We start from the raw sequence: 22,345 nt of genomic DNA, 5'->3' as shown, positions 1-22,345 counted from the left end.
TCAATTAAACTCTGTTTATCATGAATAATATAATAGTAGGAATGGGTGAAGCGCTATGGGATGTGCTGCCCGAAGGAAAGAAAATAGGTGGTGCTCCGGCAAACTTTGCTTACCATGTTTCACAATTCGGCTTTGACAGCCGTGTAGTCAGTGCGGTAGGTAATGACGAACTGGGGGATGAGATAATGTCAGTATTCAAAGACAAGAAACTGAATACTCAGATTGAACGGGTAGATTACCCTACCGGTACGGTGCAAGTGACACTGGACGCTGAAGGTGTGCCTTGTTATGAAATCAAGGAAGGCGTTGCCTGGGATAACATTCCTTTCACGGACGAACTGAAACGCTTGGCGTTGAATACACGTGCCGTCTGCTTCGGCTCGTTGGCGCAACGCAATGACGTAAGCCGTGTCACTATCAACCGCTTTCTGGATACAATGCCCGATATAGACGGACAACTGAAGATATTCGACATCAATCTCCGCCAGGACTTCTACACCAAAGAAGTGTTGCGTGAGTCTTTCCAACGTTGCAATGTCTTGAAGATTAACGATGAAGAGCTGGTGACCATCAGCCGTATGTTCGGCTATCCGGGCATCGACTTGCAGGATAAGTGCTGGATTCTGTTGGCTAAGTACAATCTGAAGATGTTGATTTTGACTTGCGGAATCAATGGCAGCTATGTATTTACCCCGGGTGTTGTTTCTTTCCAGGAGACACCGAGAGTTCCTGTTGCCGATACGGTAGGGGCAGGCGATTCTTTCACGGCAGCTTTCTGTGCTTCTATACTTAACGGTAAACCGGTTCCCGAAGCTCATAAGTTGGCGGTGGAAGTTTCTGCTTATGTCTGTACGCAGAGCGGGGCGATGCCGGAACTTCCGCAGGTGTTGAAAGACAGATTATTATAGGAAAGATATAATCGGTAGTATTTACATACTTTCCTTAAAGAAGTTAGTAGCAAATACTACCGATTAATATTGAAATGTATTACTTGTTTTTGTGATATGTCTGCATGGTATGAAATCAGGATATAGTAAATTGGCTATTGTTCAGGCGTTGAACGCGTACTACACCTTTAACTCCGGCATTTGGAAATTTAGTCTTATAATAATTAGTCAAATCTTCGTAAAACCAAAGACGATAGTAAGGATCCCTTCCGCCACCGGGCATTAATGTAATAATGACATCATACGGGTGCACTATTTGTTCAGATCTCGATATAGAAGAAAAGAACCATATTGCATACGTGGCTATTTGTTCATCCGGTTGTAACAGTTGATAGGATGCAGGTAGTGGTGTCTCCAAAGGAAAATTGCTCTTTCTTTGAAGTGTCCCACTTTCTATTGGAACATTGTTTGCATCTAAAAGTGTCCATGCCGTCAGCTCGTAATTGAAAAGATAACTGCCGCCAACAAAGAATGATGAATTATTCTTTAAATCATTTTCGATAATATCTTTCTGCTCTGCATCAACTGCATACATGAGCTGAATATTGAATAATGGTACTATTTTATTTTGAGATATTATCTCTATTAGTTCATACCTCTCTGTACTACCGTTAGAGGAAGGATTATCGAAAGGGGTTATCCTCACCCTTAATTTATATTCATATCCGCTTTGGTATTCAAAGCCTTCTATCTGATTGGGAAGAATACGCAATTTCTCATTAGAATCTTTGATAGTGCATTCTATCATACCCTGAACTTTATGTTCGGTTGAAGTGACAACCTCAACCCACACCAGTTTGGACGAAATAGACATAACGACAATTTCTCCAACAACATTGTCGTCATCACTACAACTGATAAAACAGAATGTATAAAGGAATAGTAGTAGTATTCCAAATCTTTCTTTTGTTCTCATTATACTAATCGAATTAAAATATAAAATTATCTGACTACAAAATACAGCAAAAGAATGGATAATAACCTTGATTTGAATCAAGATTTACTTCTCTGTACAATCCTTTTTCTAATCCGGCTCAATGTTTCGGGTGTTATCATTAAATAGGAAGCCATTTCTCGCAAGGTTATCCTGTTTAATATGTCAGGACATTTTGCTGTTAATGCTTGATACCGCTCTTCCGGGGTATCACAATATATGGCTCTGAGTCTTTGTGCCATTGAAAAAAGAATAACTTCTGCTATCCTTCTGCCAAGATGCTGGGCATCTATGTTACTGTTGAAAAATGAATTTACTTCAGATATTGAAAGTATATATATGACAGAGTTTTGAACAGCTTGTATATTAGCAATTGCACGACTGTTATTCTGTAAAGGAGAATAATTGCCGAGAACTTCATTCTCAAATGCGTATGACAGGATATGTTCTTTCCCACTAGAATCATCGCAGGTGTATCTGAATGAACCTTTTTCAAGATAACCTATAAAGGGAAAATGCTCGCCTACTTTACAAAAATAGTCGTTTTTCTTAAAATCAATCCTTTTTCCATTATTGAGAAACAGACTGAAGAACTCGCTGAAATCGAGTATTTCGTTGTATATGTTGAATTCTCCCATTGCCGGTAGATTATTTTCATTAGGGCAAAGATATATAGAAAAATTAAATAAGTGTCACACAATCGGTTAATTGTTTATCCTTTACACTATTGTGGATAGTTCCCTGCTAAATATTTGTGTTCATTCTATCTTTTTGGGGGAAGAGATTATTAATAAAATAATCAAGTTATATGAAAAAAAGCACGGTAAGTTCCGTATTTCTAGGAGCTTTGTGTTATATTTGGCAGAAGCTTATTTGTTATATACTAATTTGTATAGCAATAATATAGCGTTAAATCATAATAGAAGAGTTACTAAAGACACAAATACCGAGTATCTAATAGAGACGGAATATGAAAAATTTCAATTTATATATAGAGCAGTTTGATTATACTCCAATCAGGGAACTTTTCCGCAAAAAGGGTCAGTTGCGTATCTTAAAAAAACGGGAATATTTCGTTCGTCAAAATGAAGTTACTCAATTTGTAGCATTAATAGAATGTGGGATATTTCGTTATACTTGTACTAGTGATGATGGTAATGAGCATATTATGGGATATTCTTTTCAGGGTGAGTTTGTGTGTGATTATCCATCATTAATTCTTGGGAGCAGAACAACAGTCTGCATACAAGCAATGACTGATTGTGAGGTTTATTGGTTACCGATACATGTACTCAATCAATTTTGGGAAACTAATATGGATACGCAGCGTATGGGCAGGCATGCTGCTGAAATCTTATTTACGGAGATGTACCAGCGTTTGCTTGGATTTTATTGTGACACACCGGAGCAGCGATATATAAAGTTAATGAGGCGCTGTCCTGACTTAAAAGAAAAAATACCACTAAAGGATATTGCGTCATTTCTTGGAGTTACCCCCGAAACGGTCAGTAATATACGAAGAAAGCTTCGATATAAATGAAAGTCTTGAAATACTTCAAGTTTTTTTCTTCTCGTTATTCATAGCTTTGTTGCGCAAAATATGAATAAGTTATGAAAAACTCCAGGTTGATTCTGAAAAGAGTATTTTTATGCTCGGTAATATTCTCTTTAATTTCCGTTTGTTCTTTCGGTAAAGAAAGAAAAGTACTTTATGCGATACTGACACTTAAAGATTCGACTATCGTGGAAGGTTATCTGCGTTCTTTTCCATTGACAGATAGGGCTGTTTCAGTCAAAATCAGTTCTGATATAGAAGGCAAGTCCGAGAAGTATAAAATAAGGAATATAGAAAAGATGGAGATTAAATCAGAGAATGGCGATTCTATAAGCGGTGTATGGAAACCTATGTTTGTCAACAATGGTGTTGGAAGATATAAAGGATATATCGCTGAAAACCCGGTTATGTTACTTTCCATTTATCAAGGTAAGAATGTGAATGGGTATGTGGGAATGATATGGTGCCTTGTTGACCCCCTTAGTGGCTATTCGGAAGTACTCCCTTGCTTTTATTATCAGCTACCAGATATGGATTATGCCAAATGTTTCCTTATTATGAAAGGTACTCTCTTTTATAAAAGACACAAAAAGTCATTGATGAGGGAGTTTGCGGATTATCCTGCACTCGTAAATATGTTACGGAACGATACGCTTCAAATAAAAGAGATTCTTAAAAATCCAATGATTGTTATTCGTGAACTGGATAAAATCATTTCTGCTTCTATGGCTGTTGAATGATAACGTAGATAGTAGAAAAGATTAGAATAAACTGAAACAGAGACTTAAGAAGGGGAAATGAAGCGGTTACAAATTGTAACCTGTTGAAAATGCAAGCCACTGACGGTAAAATGAGATTGACAAATGCAACAGATACAGAACAACTGTTCTGCCTTATGAATAACTGGTTTTCCTTTACTTAGGAGAGGTATGGACATAAAAAAAGGAGCAACGCCTTGCTCCAACCTTTGTTAACCTTAAATCTAATACTATGAAAAACACAGTGCAAAGATACGGACTTCTGTGAAATCTGCAAATAATCCAAATAAAAAGAGATGTTTTATAACATTGATTAAGCGTTTTGTTTACGCTTTACACTTTTCTTAATAATTCTCCGGCAAATATCTATACCCATCTTATCTTCTTTTGAGAGACTAATTCGTAGAATAATCGGGCGATAATTAGTGAACTCGCATATTTATTTTTATTTTTGTTCAGAATCAATCTATTAAGTACTATGAGCACCATGCGATTTCGAATAAAAAGCCTGTTACTACTGGGGTTACTGCTTCTTTCTGACTGGACTTTCGGACAACCGATGCTTGGAAGCGACGCTTCTCCCGAAACGGTTGTTTTCGAATTGAACAATAAGGATGCCTTGAAGCTTCTCAAAGGTAAACTCGGACGTAAGGATTGGGACAGAATACAGCAGACGCCATTTGCCCGTTTCACTAAAACGTGGACTGAACTTCCTGCCAGGGGACATTTCCTGCTAGCTAATGTAGAGCGGAACGAAGTTCATTACCGGTATACCCCAGTGATTCCTTTCCACGTTTTTCTGTTCAAAGAGTATGGGGTGCTGACTCTCCAAGTGGTTGATGCCGAAGGAGCAATCAGAAAAGATGCTAAAGTACGTGTTGGCGGCAGGGCGGTATATTACGATAAAGACAGCCAGACGTATACGGATGATAACTGGTCGCAGAAAGAGCAACATATCCTGACGGTGGAGTTAGACAAGTTCCGGGCAGTATTTGATTTGCGGAAACATCTTGTTTCGCCTTGGTATCGGAATGATTATGGTCAGCAAAGCGGCCCGGAATTTTATAGTTATCTGATTACGGATAAGAATAAATATAAACCGGGCGAGACGGTTCGTTTTAAATCTTATGCTCTCTCGGAGCATAAACGACCTTTGAAACAGGAACTTTCTTTGTGGATGCGTACCGGTTCTTCCGGACGTGACTATAAGAAGATAATGCCTGTCACTCCTTATCATCCGGGGGGATATGCAGGAGAATTTCAGTTGGACGATTCATTGAATCTGAAGTTGGACAAGATGTATATCATCCAGCTTCGTGACAAGCGGGGACGTATTGTCGGTTCTACAGGGTTCAAATACGAGGATTATGAGCTGAACGGGAATAAGTTGCTTGTCAAGTTGGCTTCGAACGTGCAGTATGCGCCACAGGGCAACCGGATAGATATTAGTGCCACGGATGCCAACGGACTTCCTCTGCGGGAAGTGAATGTGGAAGTTACCATCAACAGGCAGCAAGTGTTGAAATCTTATACGGAAATCCTCTCTTTGCCGGATACGTTGATGTCTGTGCAGGCGGAACTGGATGTTTCGGGAAAAGCCTCGGTAAATATCCCTTCTGCAATATTCGGCGCTTCCGACTGCTTTTATAGTGTAAATGTCGTGTTGCTGACTGCTGATAATAGTCGGTTGGAACAACAGGACAAAGCGACTTTCTACTATTCCAGCCACGATGTGCAATGTACGACACAAGCGGATACTATCTGCTTTTCTTTCTTTGATTCGGGCGTAGAACGTCCGGTAGCAGCGGAACTGGTTTATGGAGATAAGAAAGAAGTAAAGAAAATACGTTTGCCTTATCGGGAACCATTCAACCAATCTGTTTCCGACTATCGGTTTAAAATCCCCGAAGCGAATTATGAAACAGTCATTGCTGCCGACAGACTGGATTCCAAACTGAAATTGAATGGCGGAATAGAAAAGGATTCGTTCTGTGTCTCTCTTTCCAATCCTTTGCAACTGGAACTTTCCTGGTATGTATATCAGGGCAACCGGTTATTGCAAAAAGGTTCGGGAAAGGAGATGGAACATCGCTCTGGTGAAATAGACCCGTCTTCTGTCTATTACGTGGAGATATTCTATTTTATGGGAGATAAGGAATGTATGCTGAAACGCTCGTACACTTCTCCTTCCGAACGGTTGTTGATTGAATCCGATTTGCCCGAACGCGTGTATCCCGGACAGAAAGTAACCACAAAACTGAATGTAACGAATATCCAGGGGCATCCGGTTGCCAATGTGGACTTGACGGCTTTTGCCGTGAATAGTCAATTAAATTATTATGTGCCCGATTTGCCTTATTATGGCAGCGCTCCCCGTCCGCGTGAGCAGCGTGCTTCTTATTCGATGCGGCAAAAAGAATATCTGCATACCGGCAGGTTGGATTATAAACGTTGGAACCAGTTGCTTCATTTGGAGAAATTGCCTTATTATCAGTTTGCTTATCCTTCGGGAAATCTGTTCAGGCAGACGGCGGACACGCCGGACGGAACTACCCAGTTTGCTCCTTATGTGATGCTGAACGGGGAAGCGGTGGATATTTATGTGATTGAGCAGGACGATGTTCCCTGTTATTTCTCGTGGACGGAGCAGCCGAAAGAGTATTCTTTTCCTGTATTTCGTCCGTGGGGAAAGCAGAAGATAACTTTACGGATGCATGACCGGGCTTTTATTATTGACTCTTTGGCCTTTGAACGGGGCAAGAAAACGATACTGAGTTTTGATATGAATCAGTTGCCGCAAGGCGTATCAATGGTTTGGCTAAGACAGAAGAAAGGGAAATATTATGATTATAAGTTTACCCCGGAAGAGAAAAAACGATATGAACGGTATCTCTGCCGGCTTCCCGTAGCGGAAGGGTGGGGATATACTTCTCTGGAACATAATAGAGATTTGTTTCCAGTTTCACTTCAGGGATTGCCGCGTTATAAGAAGAATATATTGGCAGGGCCGGTAGAGCCGGGGCTTTGGAAATATATGAATGGCGTACTCTATCGGCATGAAGGCGGGTTCTCTTATGGGTTTGAGGGGAATGTAGTCTATAAGTATAAGGATGACGAGTTGTGTCCGACTCGTTTATACTTTTCATCTGTGGCTAAGATTCCCACTTTGGACGATTCCCACTTGTCGCCGGAAAGATTCCGTAAGCTGGTGGAAGAGCATAGGAAAGGAATCAGTTGGCATCCTTCCCGGATTTATTTTTCTTTGCCGGACAAGAAGCTGAACTTCCGCCTTCCTGAAGAGAGGGATTCTACCGGAGTGGCAAACTTGTTCTTTAGAGATTGCGTTACCGGGGAAATTGTATACCCGGATACACTGGTGCGGAAAAGCAGGATATATTCTAAACTTCCTGCGGGTATCTATGATGCTATTCTGCTTTATAAGAACGGGAAGTATCTGAAACAGGACAGTTTGCAGATAAGACCTTATACTTATATGGATGTCAGTATGGAATCTCTGTCATTGCATGAATGTGATTCTTTATCTGCCAAATGGCTTTTGGCGGGAGGAGAAGCCGGTTTCATCGGAACGAATCCGTCTTTTGGCAAAACGATGAGGATAACGCAGTATGTTCGCCATTATGGAGGAAAGATTTGCGGGTATGTCGTTGATTCTACAGGAGAAGGACTGATAGGATGCACTGTGTTGGTGAAAGGAACGATGGAAGGGACGATAACTAATGTGGACGGATATTTTGAAATGGATTGTGGCAGGAGCGGAGATTTGCTTCAGATTAGCTACATCGGATTTAAAACACAGGAAATAATGGCAACTCCCGGCATGAACCTGATGATTACCTTAGAAGAAGATAGTCAGGCGTTGGAAGAAGTGGTAGTCGTTGGATATGGAGTAAGTGCCAAGCGCTCGTTGACGGGGGCTGTTGCCGGACTCTCGGCGGATTCTTCTGCTCCGGCTTCCGCACCTTTAGAGAAACTGGAAGAACAGGATAAAGAAACTAAGGACGAAGTGGATGCCGGTCAAATCTATAATGAGTTGATGCAATTGAGCGGATTGCGCCGGAACTTCTCGGATGTAGCTTTCTGGCAACCCCGCTTGTTTACGGATAAAACCGGAACAGTCCGGTTTGAAACGACTTTCCCTGATAATATGACGAAATGGGAAGCGGTTGTCTATGCTATGAACCATCGTTTGCAGACGGGTACTTTCCGCCGTTCCGTCCGCTCCTACAAGCCGTTGATGGCGGAGCTGAAAACTCCCCGTTTCCTGATAGATGGAGACCGGAGTGCATTGGTCGGAACGATTCGTAATTATTTGGAAGGGCAGCAGATAAAAGGAAATGTGCAGTTCCGTGTTGATGGGGAGGCAAGGATGGAGCGGGAAGTGAATCTGACGGAAGGATTCCATGAAACGTTGCCGATGCAGGCCGCGAATACCGATAGTGTGACAATGAGTTATCTTTTCACTCGTGACGATGGATATAAGGATGGGGAAGAATATACAATTCCTGTATTACCTCAAGGAACGGAACTGGCTGAAGGTACGTTAAGTATCTTATCCGATCCGGAAACGGTCAAAGTACAATCCGGCAAGGATGAAGAGGTCACGATTAGTATCATGGACAATCAACTGGATGTTTATAAAGAATCGGTGAATTATCTGAACGGATACAGATATTTGTGTAATGAGCAACTGGCTTCCAAGTTGATGGGTTTGCTGGCTTATCAAAAGTTTATGCAAAATAAGGGCGAACCGGGAAAAGTGGATAAGACAATCAAATCTATTGTCCGCAAGTTGGTGAACAACCAGAATAAGCAGAAGCTATGGTCGTGGTGGGGAAATATGGAAAATACTTCTTACTGGATGTCGGCACATATCCTGCGGGCTTTGAAATTAGCGAAAGATGCAGGCTATGCGGTAGACTTGAATCTGAACGGGTTGGAAGTAAATTATGCCCATGTGCGTCCTTATCGGGGGATGAAACTGGATGATATAGAAATCCTTCATGCATTGTATGAATGGGGAGTTCAGGCGGATTATTCCTCGGCTGTCAAATTGTTGCAACCGTTCGTCCGGCAACAGGAGCAAAAGGAGGATTCATTGGCGAACAGATATAAGGACTATCATCCTCGCTCGTATCTGAAAGAAAAGCTGCTTCTTTGGGAAATCAAACAGCAAGTGGATTCAGTAAATGTAGGCGATAGTGTAAATCGTTATTTGAAAAAAGATATATTGGGCGGTGTTTATTGTGATGATGGGCGGCGCACTTCTTCCTGGTCTTGGGAAGGAAATAAAATGATAAATACGCTGATTGCTTACCGGATTATCAAGAATGATTCTTCCTTATATAAGCTGAAAGATAAGATGCAATTATACATTCTTCGGACTAAAGAACGTGGTTGGAATACTTATCAGGCTTCTTCTGCCGTGGCAACCATCCTCACTGATATATTAAAAGAATCGAAAGGCACAATAATGGGGACGACTGTATCCGTGAGCGGTAAGGACAACAAACAAATAACGGAATTTCCTTATCAAGCCCGACTGACAGCAGGAGAGAGTCTGCTTATTTCAAAAACAGGGAATGAGCCTTTATTGTATAGTGTCTATTCGACGAAGCGTGTAATGGATGCTCGTGAAAGCGATTCATTCAAGGTCGAATCGACTTTGGAGACGGATTCTTTGGTAGCGGGTATGCCTGTCGCACTCACGGTTACCTTGCAAGTGAAACAGGAAGGCGCGCAGTATGTAATGCTCGAAGTTCCTATACCGGCAGGTTGCAGCTATGCTTCAAAACCTGTTAATTTTTCCGGTGGCGAAGTGTATCGTGAATATTTTAAAGAGAAAACTGTTATCTTTAGCGAAAAATTACCGATAGGTACTTATACGTTTACTATTCCTCTGCTTCCACGGTTTACCGGTAAATATACGCTGAATCCTGCGAAAGTGGAATTGATGTACTTCCCGGTAGTGAATGCTAATAACGAAGGGAAAAGAATTTGGATTACAGAAAGAAAAACGAAAGAATGAAAACAATTAAAGCGATGAAATATACGAAATGGATAGTGATATTGTTTTGTCTTTTAGGAATGGCTGCCTGTCGGCAGGATGCTCCCCGTTTCCGTATTGGGGTGGCTCAATGTAGCGATGATTCATGGCGACATAAGATGAATGATGAAATTCTCCGTGAAGCGATGTTCTATGACGGGGTATCGGTAGAGATACGTTCTGCCGGAGATGATAATCGCCGGCAGGCGGAAGATGTTCATTATTTTATAGACAAAGGAGTTGATTTACTGATAATCTCCGCCAATGAAGCAGCTCCCATGACTCCGATAGTGGAAGAAGCCTATCAAAAGGGAATTCCTGTTGTTTTAGTAGACCGGAAGATTCTTTCTGATAAATATACCGCATATATCGGTGCTGATAATTATGAAATAGGCCGTGCGGTGGGAAACTACATTGCATCCAGCCTGAAAGGAAAAGGAAATGTGGTGGAGCTCACCGGCTTAGGTGGTTCGACTCCTGCTATGGAACGGCATCAAGGTTTTATGGCTGCCATCAGTAACTTCCCGGACGTCAAGCTGATTGATAAAGCGGATGCTGCCTGGGAGCGTGGTCCGGCAGAAGTAGCAATGGATAGTATGCTTCGTCGTAATCCAAAGATTGATGCCGTATATGCTCATAATGACCGTATAGCTCCGGGAGCTTATCAGGCCGCCAAGAAAGTGGGACGGGAAAAGGAAATGATGTTTGTCGGTATCGACGCTCTGCCGGGGAAAGGAAACGGACTTGAACTTGTTCTTGATAGTGTGTTGGACGCCACCTTTATTTATCCTACCAATGGCGACAAGGTGTTGCAGTTGGCAATGAATATCCTTGAGAAAAAGACTTATCCTAGAGAAACTGTGATGAATACCGCTGTTGTAGACCGTACGAACGCACACGTCATGCAACTTCAGACGACTCACATCTCAGAACTGGATCAGAAGATAGAAACCTTAAACGGACGTATCGGTGGATATCTGTCACGTGTGGCTACGCAACAGGTTGTCATGTATGGTGGTTTGGTCATTCTTTTATTGGTGGCGGGATTATTATTAGTTGTTTATAAGTCTCTTCGCTCTAAAAACAGACTGAATAAGGAATTGTCGGAACAAAAGAGGCAATTGGAAGAGCAGCGCGATATACTGGAAGAGCAACGGGATAAGTTAGAGGAACAACGTGACAAACTGGAAGAACAGCGTGACCAATTAATACAGCTTTCCCACCAACTGGAAGAAGCGACCCACGCCAAACTTGTTTTCTTTACGAACATCTCTCATGATTTCCGTACTCCATTAACTTTAGTTGCCGATCCGGTAGAGCATCTGTTGGCCGATAATACACTAAGTGGTGACCAGCATCGAATGTTGATGCTGATACAACGAAACGTAAATATCCTCTTGCGTCTGGTCAATCAGATTTTGGATTTCCGTAAATACGAAAATGGCAAGATGGAATATACCCCCGTTCCGGTAGATATTCTTTCCTCTTTCGAAGGTTGGAACGAATCTTTCCTGGCGGCAGCCCGCAAAAAGCATATTCATTTTTCTTTTGACAATATGCCGGATACGGATTTCCATACATTGGCGGACATAGAGAAACTGGAACGTATTTATTTCAATTTGCTCTCCAATGCCTTCAAGTTTACTCCCGAGAATGGAAAAGTAACAGTCCGCCTGGCTTCGTTGATGAAAGAAGGTAGCCAGTGGATTCGTTTTACGGTAACCAATACCGGTTCGATGATTTCCGCAGAACATATCCGGAGTATTTTTGAACGTTTCTATAAAATAGATATGCACCATGCCGGTTCGGGAATAGGATTGGCTTTAGTAAAGGCTTTCGTAGAACTGCACGGCGGAACTATATCAGTGGAAAGTGATGAAAAACAGGGAACTGTCTTTACCGTCGATTTACCGGTACAGGCTTGTATTTATGAGACTTCTTCTTTGGAAGGCTCTCCCGCATCTTCTGTTTCCGAAGCTTCTCCCTTAAATGACGCTTTACCCATTGAAGAAGAGGAACTGGAAAAGAACTATGATTCTTCCAAACCTTCCGTACTTATCATTGATGATAATGCGGATATCCGTTCATATGTTCATGGACTACTTCATACAGACTATACTGTCATTGAAGCGGCAGACGGTTCGGAAGGTATCCGCAAGGCTATGAAATATGTCCCGGATTTGATAATCTCCGATGTAATGATGCCGGGCATTGATGGTATTGAATGTTGCCGCCGTCTGAAAAGCGAACTGCAAACATGTCATATCCCTGTTATCCTATTAACGGCCTGTTCTTTGGATGAACAACGGATTCAAGGCTATGACGGTGGCGCAGATTCTTATATCTCCAAACCTTTCAGTTCGCAATTGTTACTGGCACGTGTCCGTAACCTGATAGATTCACATCGTCGTCTGAAACAATTCTTTGGTGACGGACAGACATTGGCAAAAGAAGATGTCTGTGATATGGACAAGGACTTTGTAGAAAAATTCAAAACCTTGATTGATGCGAAGATGGGAGATTCCGGTTTGAATGTAGAAGACTTGGGCAAGGATATGGGACTAAGTCGTGTGCAGCTTTATCGTAAGATAAAATCCCTGACTAACTATTCTCCTAATGAATTACTTCGAATTGCCCGCTTGAAGAAAGCGGCTTCCCTGCTTGCTTCATCGGATATGACTGTGGCTGAAATTGGTTATGAAGTCGGCTTCAGTTCTCCTTCTTATTTTACCAAATGCTATAAGGAACAGTTTGGTGAGAGCCCGACGGATTTGTTGAAGAGGAAAGGATAAGGCAGGGAAATTCTTACAGAAACGGAAATAGATGATTCTAATAAACTGGTTGCAAATTATAATTTGCACATTCTCTTATTTTTATCTAGCTTTGAAAATCAAATAAGTAGAAATCCGAGCAATGAAAGATTATAAAGTAGATAAAGCGAGCCTTTCCGATAGCTTTTGTCAGGAAGTATATCAGGTGGTCTGTGAAATACCTTCAGGTAAAGTTTCCACTTATGGTGGTATAGCTGCATTATTGGGAATACCTCAATGCTCCCGCATGGTAGGTCGTGCCCTGAAGCAAGTGCCGGATGAAGTCTCAGCGCCTTGTCATAGGGTTGTCAATGCATCCGGGCGTCTCGTTCCCGGTTGGGAAGAGCAAAAACTATTACTCTTGGAAGAAGGAATTTCTTTCAAACAAAATGGGTGTGTAGACTTGAAAAAGCACCTTTGGAACTACTCCGTTTCTGAATAAAATTTGCATCTTTAATCTATTTTGCCTATCTTTGCAGTAACAATATGCAAAAACAGGCTGTAATTCGTATATGAAAATACTGTTTTTTACTGTTCATTGAGAGGATAATCTTATCAAATTCTATTCCTTTTAAACTACTCAGTCTGTTTTTTTAATCATTAAAAACTCATTAGCTTGTCATGTTATAATGTAACGTGACCGAACCAAGCGAACTTTCAACTTGTTTATCATTGGTGAGAATGATAAGCGCAACAGTTGAAAACAAAACAATTATTATAATCTAAACCAATATATTATATGAGCAAAATAGAAATAAAGGATTTATATCTCATCTTCGGTCATGAGAAACAGAAAGCACTCAAGATGCTGAAAGAAGATAAGAGCAAAGCGGAAATCCTGAAAGATACCGGGTGTACGGTAGGAGTGAAAGATGCTAATCTTTCAATTAACGAAGGAGAATTTTTTGTGATAATGGGACTCTCCGGCAGTGGAAAATCGACATTACTACGTTGTATAAACCGTTTGATACGTCCCACATCGGGACAAGTACTCGTCAATGGAGTAGATATTTCCAAAGTTTCCGAAAAAGAACTCTTGCAAGTCCGGCGAAAAGAGCTGGCTATGGTTTTTCAGAATTTCGGGTTATTGCCCCATCGTTCCGTATTACATAATATCGCATTCGGACTCGAACTTCAGGGAGTGAAGAAAGAGGAACGAGAAAAGAAAGCCATGGAAAGTATGAAGTTAGTCGGGTTGAAAGGCTACGAGAATCAAATGGTAGGCGAGCTTTCCGGTGGGATGCAACAACGTGTCGGTTTAGCCCGTGCCTTGGCCAATAATCCCGAAGTACTTTTAATGGATGAGGCTTTCTCCGCCCTCGATCCTCTGATTCGCGTACAGATGCAGGATGAACTGCTGGCTTTGCAATCAAAGATGAAAAAGACGATTGTCTTTATTACCCACGACTTGAGCGAAGCAATCAAACTGGGCGACCGTATTGCTATTATGAAAGACGGGGAAGTCGTACAAATAGGAACTTCAGAAGAAATTCTGACTGAACCCGCCAACGACTATGTAGCCCGCTTCGTGGAAAACGTAGACAGAAGCAAGATTATTACCGCTTCATCCTTGATGATTGACAAACCATTGGTTGCCCGCCTGAAGAAAGAAGGACCCGAAGTACTGATTCGTAAAATGCGTGCGAAGAATATAACAGTACTTCCTGTTATAGATGCCGACGACAAGTTGATAGGAGAGGTTCGTCTGAATGACCTGCTTAAACTGCGTAGTAAACAGGAGAAATCCATAGAACCAATTGTGAGGACAGAAGTACATTCAGTACTATGCGATACAGTATTGGAAGATATTCTCCCTCTGATGACAAAGAGCAATTCACCGGTTTGGGTGATTGACGAAACACATGAATTTCTGGGAACTATCCCACTATCATCCTTAATCATCGAAGTGACAGGAAAAGATAAAGAAGAAATAAACGAAATAATCCAAAACGCAATAGATTTATGATAAATATAGGACAATATATAGAAAGTGCCATCAACTGGATGATGGTACATTTCGCCACTTTTTTTGATGCCGTGAATGCAGGTATCGGTAGTTTCATTATCGGATTTCAACACATTCTTTTCGGAATCCCTTTTTATATAACCATCCTCGTACTTGCCGTCGCAGCCTGGATGAAAGCAGGACGCGGAACAGGTATCTTCACCGTACTAGGCTTATTACTAATCTACGGTATGGGATTTTGGGAAGCAACCATGCAAACGCTGGCTCTCGTATTATCATCTACCTGCCTGGCATTGATTGTCGGTGTCCCTTTAGGAGTATGGACGGCAAACAGTCCGCGTGCGGATAAGATACTCCGCCCCATTCTTGACTTGATGCAGACTATGCCTGCCTTTGTCTATCTGATTCCTGCCGTTCTTTTCTTCGGCTTGGGGGCAGTGCCCGGAGTGTTTGCTACCATCATTTTCGCCATGCCGCCTGTGGTCCGTCTTACCGGATTAGGAATCCGGCAAGTTCCTAAAAATGTAGTGGAAGCTTCCCGCTCGTTCGGAGCTACCCGCTGGCAGTTACTTTATAAAGTACAGCTTCCTTTGGCACTACCCACTATCCTGACCGGAGTAAACCAAACGATTATGATGTCACTCTCCATGGTCGTCATCGCCGCAATGATTGCTGCCGGTGGTTTGGGAGAAATCGTATTAAAGGGTATTACCCAAATGAAAATCGGACTCGGATTTGAAGGCGGTATAGCAGTGGTCATCTTGGCTATCATCCTGGACCGTATCACACAAGGAATGGCAGGAAGAAAAAGCAAGAAGGACTAAAATAGAAAGAACTAAAATAAGAAAGACAGAAAACTGAAAGGAATAAAAATGAGAATATATAAATTAGCAGGAATCGTACTGTCCGCTCTGCTTTTGCTGGCTTCCTGTACGAATTCCGACTCAAATAAGAAAAAAGTAAAAATAGCCTATGCCAATTGGTTGGAAGGAATAGCCATGAGCCATTTGGCGAAAGTGGTACTGGAAGAACAAGGATACGAGGTTGAGCTACAGAATGCCGATCTTGCACCCATCTTCGTATCCATATCCGGAAAGAATTCAGATGTCTTTTTGGATACTTGGTTACCGATCACAATGAAAGATTATATGGACCAATATGGTGATAGCATCGAATTTTTAGGCGAAGTATATGGAGAAGCGCGTGTCGGACTGGTCGTACCTCAATACGTTACCATTAATTCCATTGATGAACTGGCTGCCAATAAAGACCGGTTCTCTTCTGAAATAGTCGGAATAGATGCCGGTGCAGGAATCATGAAAACCACGGATAAAGCCATCTCAGCTTACGGCCTTGACGGCTATACACTGATGACTTCAAGTAGCTCGACGATGCTTGCATCTCTGAAAAAAGCGATGGAGAAAGGCGAATGGATAGTTATTACAGGATGGACACCACACTGGATGTTCGATCAGTTTGATTTGAAATTTCTGGAAGACCCGAAGAAAGTATATGGTGACTTGGAAGAAATCCATGCCGTCGCCTGGAAAGGATTCAGTGAAAAAGATCCGTACGCAGCGGAGTTCTTTGGTAATATCAAATTAACGACAGAGGAACTCAGCTCCTTTATGACAGCTATGAAAGACGCCCGAATGGACGAAGAAGATATAGCACGCAAATGGCGGGATGAACATCGGCAGTTGGTGGATAGCTGGATACCGAAATCAAAGGAATAACTGGCTTAAACATAAAAAGGGAGTCATGCATTGAGCAGACTCCCTTTTATATCTATCTGAGTGTGATTAATTATTCAGCATCCCAGTTTCCTTTAGCCAGACGTCTGTAGTTGTTGTAACGCCATTTAGCGTTTTCTTCAGCAGCTTTGAACAGTTCTTCAGCTTCAGTAGGATATTGTTTCATTACAGAAGCGTAACGAACTTCACCCTTCAAGAAACCTTGGAATTCTTCCCAGTTCGGTTCTTTGCTATCCAATTGGAACGGATTCTTGCCTTCTTCTTCCAAAGTTGGGTTGTAACTCCACAAGTGCCAGTAATAAATTATATATAATCTGCTGAATAACATAGCATAAAATATTGCTTACAACTAATAAAACAGTATATTTACGGAAAATACACAAAGTAACAAATTAAAAACTTATCAAGATGAAAAAAAAAAATTATGGCTTAGCTGCTTTGATTATAGCAGTTGCTTGTTATGGCGTCCATGTGACGTATAATTCAAAATATGAATTAACTCAGTTAACACTTCTTAATGTGGAGGCTTTGGCATATGATGAGTTCACCGGAAGGTTCAAACAGTGTTACATTTTTACTAGTACAACATTACTACCAGACGAACCCGCATTCTATGTTACATCGTGCAGTAACTGCCATACAGTAAAATCCACTACGAGTATTGGTACTTCTAATTGTGCGGGTTCTTTTCCTGGTCTACCGGGATGGTAACTTTATTATAGCCTATAGATCTATTATTCATTGAAAAATATCATTTTTTCATGTACAAAAATCAGATTCTTCGAGCTAAAACTCTCTAAATGATAGATACAGTATTATATACACTTATTTATTGAATTAAGATAGTCATTTTAGAAAGAATAAATTATACGATGAAAAAAACAACTTATTTATTACTTATTTATACTTTAATTATTATAGCATGCAGTGGACAAACTTGTGCACAAAGGCAGGCATTTTCACAGGAAATAGAACCCTTTCCAGTGAAAAAATCTTTTTGTGCGGAGAAAATAAGAGTAAATGAAATATTCTCTCCTGATGGAATAGTGATAAAAAAAGGAAATCTCTTTGTAACAGATTCAAGAAATAATGATGCTATGATATATCAATATTCACTTCCTAGATTTCATTGTATTTATCAAGGTGGAGTCAAAGGAGGAGGAAAAGATGAATTTCAAATATCTCCCACATTATGTAAAACTGTTTCTGATAAAGTTTATATTTGGGGATACACTCCATTTCTTATCAAATGTTTTATGTTGGATAATAACCACATGTCTCTTGAGAAAGAAATCAAACTGCCTATCTCTGATAGAATAGTCAATTTTATGAATGTTGTCAACGATTCTTTATTAATATATAGTACGTTTCCCTATAAACTTAATATAGAAAAAGTCAATTTGAATACCATGCAGATAACAGGACAGATTTTAATTGAACAAAAGCAGAAGGAATTATTCTTTGACGAGAATAGAGGATATTTGGCAGCTAACGACTCTCTAATAATCTATGCTTATACCTATAAAAAGCAAATAGATTTTTATCGAGTAAGCGATATGAAGCTCTGTAAGAGACTTATTGATAATACTGTAGTGCCTTATATAATAGTGAACAATATCAAAGAAACCAAATTTTGTCAGCGTGAATTAGTTGCAGGTAAGCGTTATTTCTATATAAGATGTCCCAAAAAGGAAAAAGGATGTTTTATTGAAGTATTTGATTATTCAGGACATTCTGTCGCAAAATACGAACTGGACGTTCTATTATATGCATTTGATGTGGATGAAGAGAACGGAATTATATATGGTTATAATGGTGACATATTTGAAGATGGCTTTTTGAAGTACACTATCTTGTAGTGTACGAACTCCCATAGTTTGCTGGGTGTGCCAAAATTATATTGATTAAAGATATTTTTAACTAACTGTAAAAAAGGCGGATATCCCTTGTGGATTCCGCCTTTTCCTTCTTAAAATAGCTCTTTATTCAGCATCCCAGTTTCCTTTAGCCAGACGTTTGTAGCTGTTGTAACGCCATTTAGCGTTGTTCTCAGCAGCTTGGAACAGTTCTTCGGCTTCAGCAGGATACATCTTCATTACAGAAGAGTAACGAACTTCGCTCTTCAAGAACGTTTGGAAGTCTTCCCAGTTCGGTTCTTTGCTATCCAGCATGAACGGATTCTTGCCTTCTTCTTCCAAAGCCGGGTTGTAACGCCACAAGTGCCAGTAACCGCACTTAACAGCCTTTTCTTCTTCTTCCTGGCTCTTACCCATACCGGCTTTCAGACCGTGGTTGATACATGGAGCATAAGCGATAATCAAAGATGGTCCAGGATATGCTTCTGCTTCGCGGATCGCTTTCAGAGTCTGAGCTTGGTCAGCACCCATAGCAATCTGAGCAACATATACATAACCGTAAGTAGTAGCCATCAGGCCGAGATCTTTCTTACGTACGCGCTTACCAGCAGCAGCGAACTTAGCGATAGCACCCACCGGAGTAGCCTTAGAAGACTGACCACCTGTGTTAGAGTAAACCTCAGTATCAAGAACAAGGATGTTAACGTCCTTACCAGAAGCGATTACATGGTCAAGACCACCGTAACCGATATCATAAGAAGCACCGTCACCACCGATAATCCACTGGCTGCGTTTAACAAGATATTGTTGCAGTTCAGCGATTTGCTTGCAATGATTACATTTATCTTTGTTAGCTTCAACAACCGGGATAATCTTAGCTGCCAGTTCTTTCGTCTTGTCAGCGTCCAGCATGTTGTTAATCCATTCAGCGAACAGTTCTTTTACGTCAGCAGGAGTGCAGTCAGCAGCAATTGCTTCGTTCATAACCTTAACGATACGTGCACGCATCTTTTCGTTAGCCAGTTCCATACCCAGACCGAATTCGCAGAAGTCCTCGAACAATGAGTTAGCCCAAGCAGGACCATGACCGTCTTCGTTCTTAGTATAAGGAGTAGAAGGAACAGAACCAGAGTAGATAGAAGAACATCCGGTAGCGTTAGCAACCATTTCGCGGTCACCGAACAACTGAGAAATCAGTTTCACGTACGGAGTTTCACCACAACCTGAGCAAGCACCTGAGAACTCGAACAACGGAGTAGCGAACTGAGAGTTCTTCACGTTAGACTTGATGTCAACCAAATGTTGTTTAGTCTTCACGTTCTTAGCGCAGTATTCCCAGTTAGCAGCTTCAGCCAATTGGCTTTCAAGATGCTTCATAGACAATGCTTTGCCACCCTTCTTCGGATTACCCGGACAGATGTCGGCACAGTTGCCGCAACCCAGACAGTCGAGAACGTCAACCTGGATACGGAATGTCATACCGTCGAATACTTTACCTACCGCTTTCAGTTGTTCGAACTGAGCACCCTTCTGTTCTTCTGCGTCGAGAACGAACGGACGGATAGAAGCGTGAGGACAAACGTATGCACACTTGTTACACTGGATACAGTTTTCAGCATTCCATTCGGGCACAAATGCAGCAACACCACGTTTTTCGTATTGAGAAGTACCTTGTTCCCAAGTACCGTCTTCGATACCCTTGAACGCAGATACAGGCAGTAAGTCACCGTCTTGTGCATTGATCGGGCGAACTACTTCGTTGATGAATGCAGGGTCGTTGTTTTCAGCTTTTGCGTCGTCCGGCAGGTTAGCCCAAGCAGGATCAACAGGCAAAGTCTTGTATTCACCACCACGGTCAACGGCAGCATAGTTCTTGTTGACAACGTCTTCACCCTTCTTGCCGTAAGACTTAACGATGAATTTCTTCATCTGTTCAACAGCCTGTTCTACAGGAATAACGCCTGTGATACGGAAGAATGCAGATTGAAGGATAGTGTTGGTACGGTTGCCCAAGCCAATTTCCATTGCAATCTGAGTTGCGTTGATATAATATACAGAAATGTTGTTCTGTGCGAAATATTTCTTAACCTTGTTCGGCAAGTTCTTAGCCAGTTCGTCGCCTTCCCAGATAGTGTTCAGCAAGAAAGAGCCGTTCTTACGCAAACCACGTGTTACATCGTACATGTGAAGGTAAGCCTGAACGTGACAAGCAACGAAGTTCGGAGTATTTACCAAGTAAGTAGAACGGATAGGATTATCACCGAAACGCAAGTGAGAACAAGTGAAACCACCAGACTTCTTAGAGTCGTAAGAGAAGTAAGCCTGACAGTGTTTGTCGGTGTTATCACCGATAATCTTAACAGAGTTCTTGTTAGCACCTACCGTACCGTCAGCACCCAAACCGTAGAATTTAGCTTCGAACATACCTTCACCGCCCAAAGCGATTTCTTCTTTCTGAGGAAGAGAAGTGAAAGTTACGTCGTCTACGATACCGATAGTGAAGTGGTTCTTCGGCATCGGCATAGCCAGGTTTTCGAATACAGAGATAATTTGAGCAGGAGTAGTGTCCTTAGAACCCAGACCGTAGCGACCGCCAACGATAACCGGAGCATTTTCTGCACCGTAGAAGCAGTCTTTAACGTCAAGATACAAAGGTTCACCGTTAGCACCCGGTTCTTTAGTACGGTCAAGAACTGCGATAGTCTTAGCAGTCTTAGGTACAGCAGCCAGGAAGTGTTTAGCAGAGAACGGACGATACAGGTGTACGGCAACCATACCCACTTTTTCACCGTTGGCTACCAAATGGTCGATAGCTTCGCGTGCAGCTTCCGTTACAGAACCCATTGCGATAATCACGCGTTCTGCATCTTCTGCTCCGTAGTAATCGAACAAACCGTATTTGCGACCTGTAATCTTGGAAATTTCATTCATGTATTCTTCTACGATAGCAGGAACAGCTTCATAGTAGTTGTTGCATGATTCACGATGTTGGAAGAAGTGGTCGGGGTTTTCAGCCATACCACGAGCTACCGGATTCATCGGGTTCAGTGCGCGGGCACGGAATTCAGCAAGAGCTTCCTGATCAACCAGCGGAGCAAGGTCTTCGTTTTCCAACATTTCGATCTTCTGGATTTCGTGAGAAGTACGGAAACCGTCGAAGAAGTTCATGAAAGGAACGCGAGATTTGATAGTAGCCAGATGAGCAACACCAGCCAAATCCATAACTTCCTGTACAGAACCTTCAGCCAACATAGCGAAGCCAGTCTGACGAGCAGACATTACGTCTTGGTGGTCACCGAAGATACACAATGCGTGAGAAGCCAATGTACGTGCAGATACATGGAATACGCAAGGCAAAAATTCACCGGCAATTTTGTACATGTTAGGGATCATCAGGAGAAGACCCTGAGAAGCAGTGTAAGTAGTAGTCAACGCGCCAGCCTGAAGAGAACCGTGTACTGCACCGGCAGCACCGCCTTCAGATTGCATTTCCTGTACCAATACTGTTTCGCCGAAGATGTTCTTACGTCCTGCGGCAGCCCATTCGTCTACGTACTCAGCCATAGTCGAAGAAGGAGTGATGGGGTAGATAGCTGCTACTTCAGAGAACATATACGAGATATGTGCTGCAGCTTGGTTACCATCACAAGTGATGAATTTCTTCTGTTTAGTCATAACTAAATTAAATATTTAAGTAAATA

General features: G+C 41.7%; 14 protein-coding genes and 1 pseudogene. 11 read left to right on the top strand and 4 right to left on the bottom strand.

The annotated features are described in order from the left end of the window. The first annotated feature begins 20 nt into the window (after nucleotides 1-20). On the top strand, nucleotides 21-908 hold the full coding sequence (locus tag BacF7301_RS23690) for a carbohydrate kinase family protein (RefSeq protein WP_167966679.1): 888 nt from the start codon (nucleotides 21-23) through the stop codon (nucleotides 906-908). A 115-nt stretch (nucleotides 909-1,023) separates the two neighbouring features. Here BacF7301_RS23690 and BacF7301_RS23685 read toward each other — a convergent pair whose 3' ends face one another. Both BacF7301_RS23685 and BacF7301_RS23680 read right to left on the bottom strand, forming a co-directional pair. Further along, complete coding sequence (locus tag BacF7301_RS23685; RefSeq protein ID WP_167966678.1) at nucleotides 1,024-1,863, bottom strand: DUF4377 domain-containing protein; 840 nt, start codon at nucleotides 1,861-1,863, stop codon at nucleotides 1,024-1,026. A gap of 77 nt (nucleotides 1,864-1,940) precedes the next feature. Continuing rightward, on the bottom strand, nucleotides 1,941-2,519 hold the full coding sequence (locus BacF7301_RS23680) for a Crp/Fnr family transcriptional regulator (RefSeq protein WP_167966677.1): 579 nt from the start codon (nucleotides 2,517-2,519) through the stop codon (nucleotides 1,941-1,943). Between the two features lie 332 nt (nucleotides 2,520-2,851). On the opposite strand from BacF7301_RS23680, the gene BacF7301_RS23675 reads away from it, so the two are divergent. From BacF7301_RS23675 to BacF7301_RS23640, 8 genes are all read left to right on the top strand, one after another. Next, a complete protein-coding gene (locus BacF7301_RS23675) occupies nucleotides 2,852-3,421 on the top strand; it encodes a Crp/Fnr family transcriptional regulator (RefSeq protein WP_167966676.1) in 570 nt (189 codons plus the stop codon). 71 nt (nucleotides 3,422-3,492) lie between these two features. Then, the gene (locus BacF7301_RS23670) at nucleotides 3,493-4,176 is read left to right on the top strand and encodes a hypothetical protein (RefSeq protein ID WP_167966675.1); all 684 of its coding nucleotides are present in this window, start codon (nucleotides 3,493-3,495) and stop codon (nucleotides 4,174-4,176) included. Between the two features lie 505 nt (nucleotides 4,177-4,681). Next, nucleotides 4,682-10,240 carry an alpha-2-macroglobulin family protein gene (locus BacF7301_RS23665; protein ID WP_245208288.1) on the top strand — a complete coding sequence of 1,853 codons (5,559 nt, stop codon included), beginning with the start codon at nucleotides 4,682-4,684 and terminating at the stop codon, nucleotides 10,238-10,240. 14 nt (nucleotides 10,241-10,254) lie between these two features. Then, a complete protein-coding gene (locus BacF7301_RS23660) occupies nucleotides 10,255-13,050 on the top strand; it encodes a substrate-binding domain-containing protein (protein WP_369805661.1) in 2,796 nt (931 codons plus the stop codon). Nucleotides 13,051-13,171: 121 nt separating this feature from the next. Further along, a complete protein-coding gene (locus BacF7301_RS23655) occupies nucleotides 13,172-13,510 on the top strand; it encodes an MGMT family protein (RefSeq protein ID WP_167966672.1) in 339 nt (112 codons plus the stop codon). Between the two features lie 297 nt (nucleotides 13,511-13,807). Continuing rightward, on the top strand, nucleotides 13,808-15,034 hold the full coding sequence (locus tag BacF7301_RS23650) for a quaternary amine ABC transporter ATP-binding protein (protein ID WP_167966671.1): 1,227 nt from the start codon (nucleotides 13,808-13,810) through the stop codon (nucleotides 15,032-15,034). Next, nucleotides 15,031-15,858 (top strand): ABC transporter permease, encoded by an 828-nt coding sequence (locus BacF7301_RS23645; protein ID WP_167966670.1) that lies wholly within the window; start codon nucleotides 15,031-15,033, stop codon nucleotides 15,856-15,858. The genes BacF7301_RS23650 and BacF7301_RS23645 overlap by 4 nt, the downstream gene beginning before the upstream one ends. A gap of 48 nt (nucleotides 15,859-15,906) precedes the next feature. Continuing rightward, on the top strand, nucleotides 15,907-16,770 hold the full coding sequence (locus BacF7301_RS23640) for a glycine betaine ABC transporter substrate-binding protein (protein WP_167966669.1): 864 nt from the start codon (nucleotides 15,907-15,909) through the stop codon (nucleotides 16,768-16,770). Between the two features lie 70 nt (nucleotides 16,771-16,840). Here the strand turns inward: BacF7301_RS23640 and BacF7301_RS23635 are convergent. Next, nucleotides 16,841-17,086: pseudogene (locus BacF7301_RS23635) on the bottom strand (hypothetical protein); the annotation flags it as partial. 110 nt (nucleotides 17,087-17,196) lie between these two features. On the opposite strand from BacF7301_RS23635, the gene BacF7301_RS23630 reads away from it, so the two are divergent. Next, complete coding sequence (locus BacF7301_RS23630) at nucleotides 17,197-17,499, top strand: NVEALA domain-containing protein (RefSeq protein WP_167966668.1); 303 nt, start codon at nucleotides 17,197-17,199, stop codon at nucleotides 17,497-17,499. A gap of 161 nt (nucleotides 17,500-17,660) precedes the next feature. Then, on the top strand, nucleotides 17,661-18,647 hold the full coding sequence (locus tag BacF7301_RS23625) for a BF3164 family lipoprotein (protein ID WP_167966667.1): 987 nt from the start codon (nucleotides 17,661-17,663) through the stop codon (nucleotides 18,645-18,647). A gap of 123 nt (nucleotides 18,648-18,770) precedes the next feature. Here BacF7301_RS23625 and nifJ read toward each other — a convergent pair whose 3' ends face one another. Continuing rightward, nucleotides 18,771-22,319, bottom strand: a complete 3,549-nt coding sequence (nifJ, locus tag BacF7301_RS23620; protein ID WP_167966666.1) for a pyruvate:ferredoxin (flavodoxin) oxidoreductase — start codon at nucleotides 22,317-22,319, stop codon at nucleotides 18,771-18,773. Nucleotides 22,320-22,345 lie beyond the last annotated feature (26 nt).

This window comes from Bacteroides faecium (assembly GCF_012113595.1).
In the GTDB taxonomy this organism is placed as follows: domain Bacteria; phylum Bacteroidota; class Bacteroidia; order Bacteroidales; family Bacteroidaceae; genus Bacteroides; species Bacteroides faecium.
The sequence above is the reverse complement of the archived record's forward strand: the minus strand, read 5'-3'. Positions and strand labels throughout refer to the sequence as shown.

Excerpts from the sequence above, each read along its gene's own strand:
- BacF7301_RS23690 (WP_167966679.1), top strand. The coding sequence starts at position 21 with ATGAATAATATAATAGTAGGAATGGGTGAAGCGCTATGGGATGTGCTG.
- BacF7301_RS23685 (WP_167966678.1), bottom strand. The coding sequence starts at position 1,863 with ATGAGAACAAAAGAAAGATTTGGAATACTACTACTATTCCTTTATACA.
- BacF7301_RS23680 (WP_167966677.1), bottom strand. The coding sequence starts at position 2,519 with ATGGGAGAATTCAACATATACAACGAAATACTCGATTTCAGCGAGTTC.
- BacF7301_RS23675 (WP_167966676.1), top strand. The coding sequence starts at position 2,852 with ATGAAAAATTTCAATTTATATATAGAGCAGTTTGATTATACTCCAATC.
- BacF7301_RS23670 (WP_167966675.1), top strand. The coding sequence starts at position 3,493 with ATGAAAAACTCCAGGTTGATTCTGAAAAGAGTATTTTTATGCTCGGTA.
- BacF7301_RS23665 (WP_245208288.1), top strand. The coding sequence starts at position 4,682 with ATGCGATTTCGAATAAAAAGCCTGTTACTACTGGGGTTACTGCTTCTT.
- BacF7301_RS23660 (WP_369805661.1), top strand. The coding sequence starts at position 10,255 with ATGAAATATACGAAATGGATAGTGATATTGTTTTGTCTTTTAGGAATG.
- BacF7301_RS23655 (WP_167966672.1), top strand. The coding sequence starts at position 13,172 with ATGAAAGATTATAAAGTAGATAAAGCGAGCCTTTCCGATAGCTTTTGT.
- BacF7301_RS23650 (WP_167966671.1), top strand. The coding sequence starts at position 13,808 with ATGAGCAAAATAGAAATAAAGGATTTATATCTCATCTTCGGTCATGAG.
- BacF7301_RS23645 (WP_167966670.1), top strand. The coding sequence starts at position 15,031 with ATGATAAATATAGGACAATATATAGAAAGTGCCATCAACTGGATGATG.
- BacF7301_RS23640 (WP_167966669.1), top strand. The coding sequence starts at position 15,907 with ATGAGAATATATAAATTAGCAGGAATCGTACTGTCCGCTCTGCTTTTG.
- BacF7301_RS23630 (WP_167966668.1), top strand. The coding sequence starts at position 17,197 with ATGAAAAAAAAAAATTATGGCTTAGCTGCTTTGATTATAGCAGTTGCT.
- BacF7301_RS23625 (WP_167966667.1), top strand. The coding sequence starts at position 17,661 with ATGAAAAAAACAACTTATTTATTACTTATTTATACTTTAATTATTATA.
- nifJ (WP_167966666.1), bottom strand. The coding sequence starts at position 22,319 with ATGACTAAACAGAAGAAATTCATCACTTGTGATGGTAACCAAGCTGCA.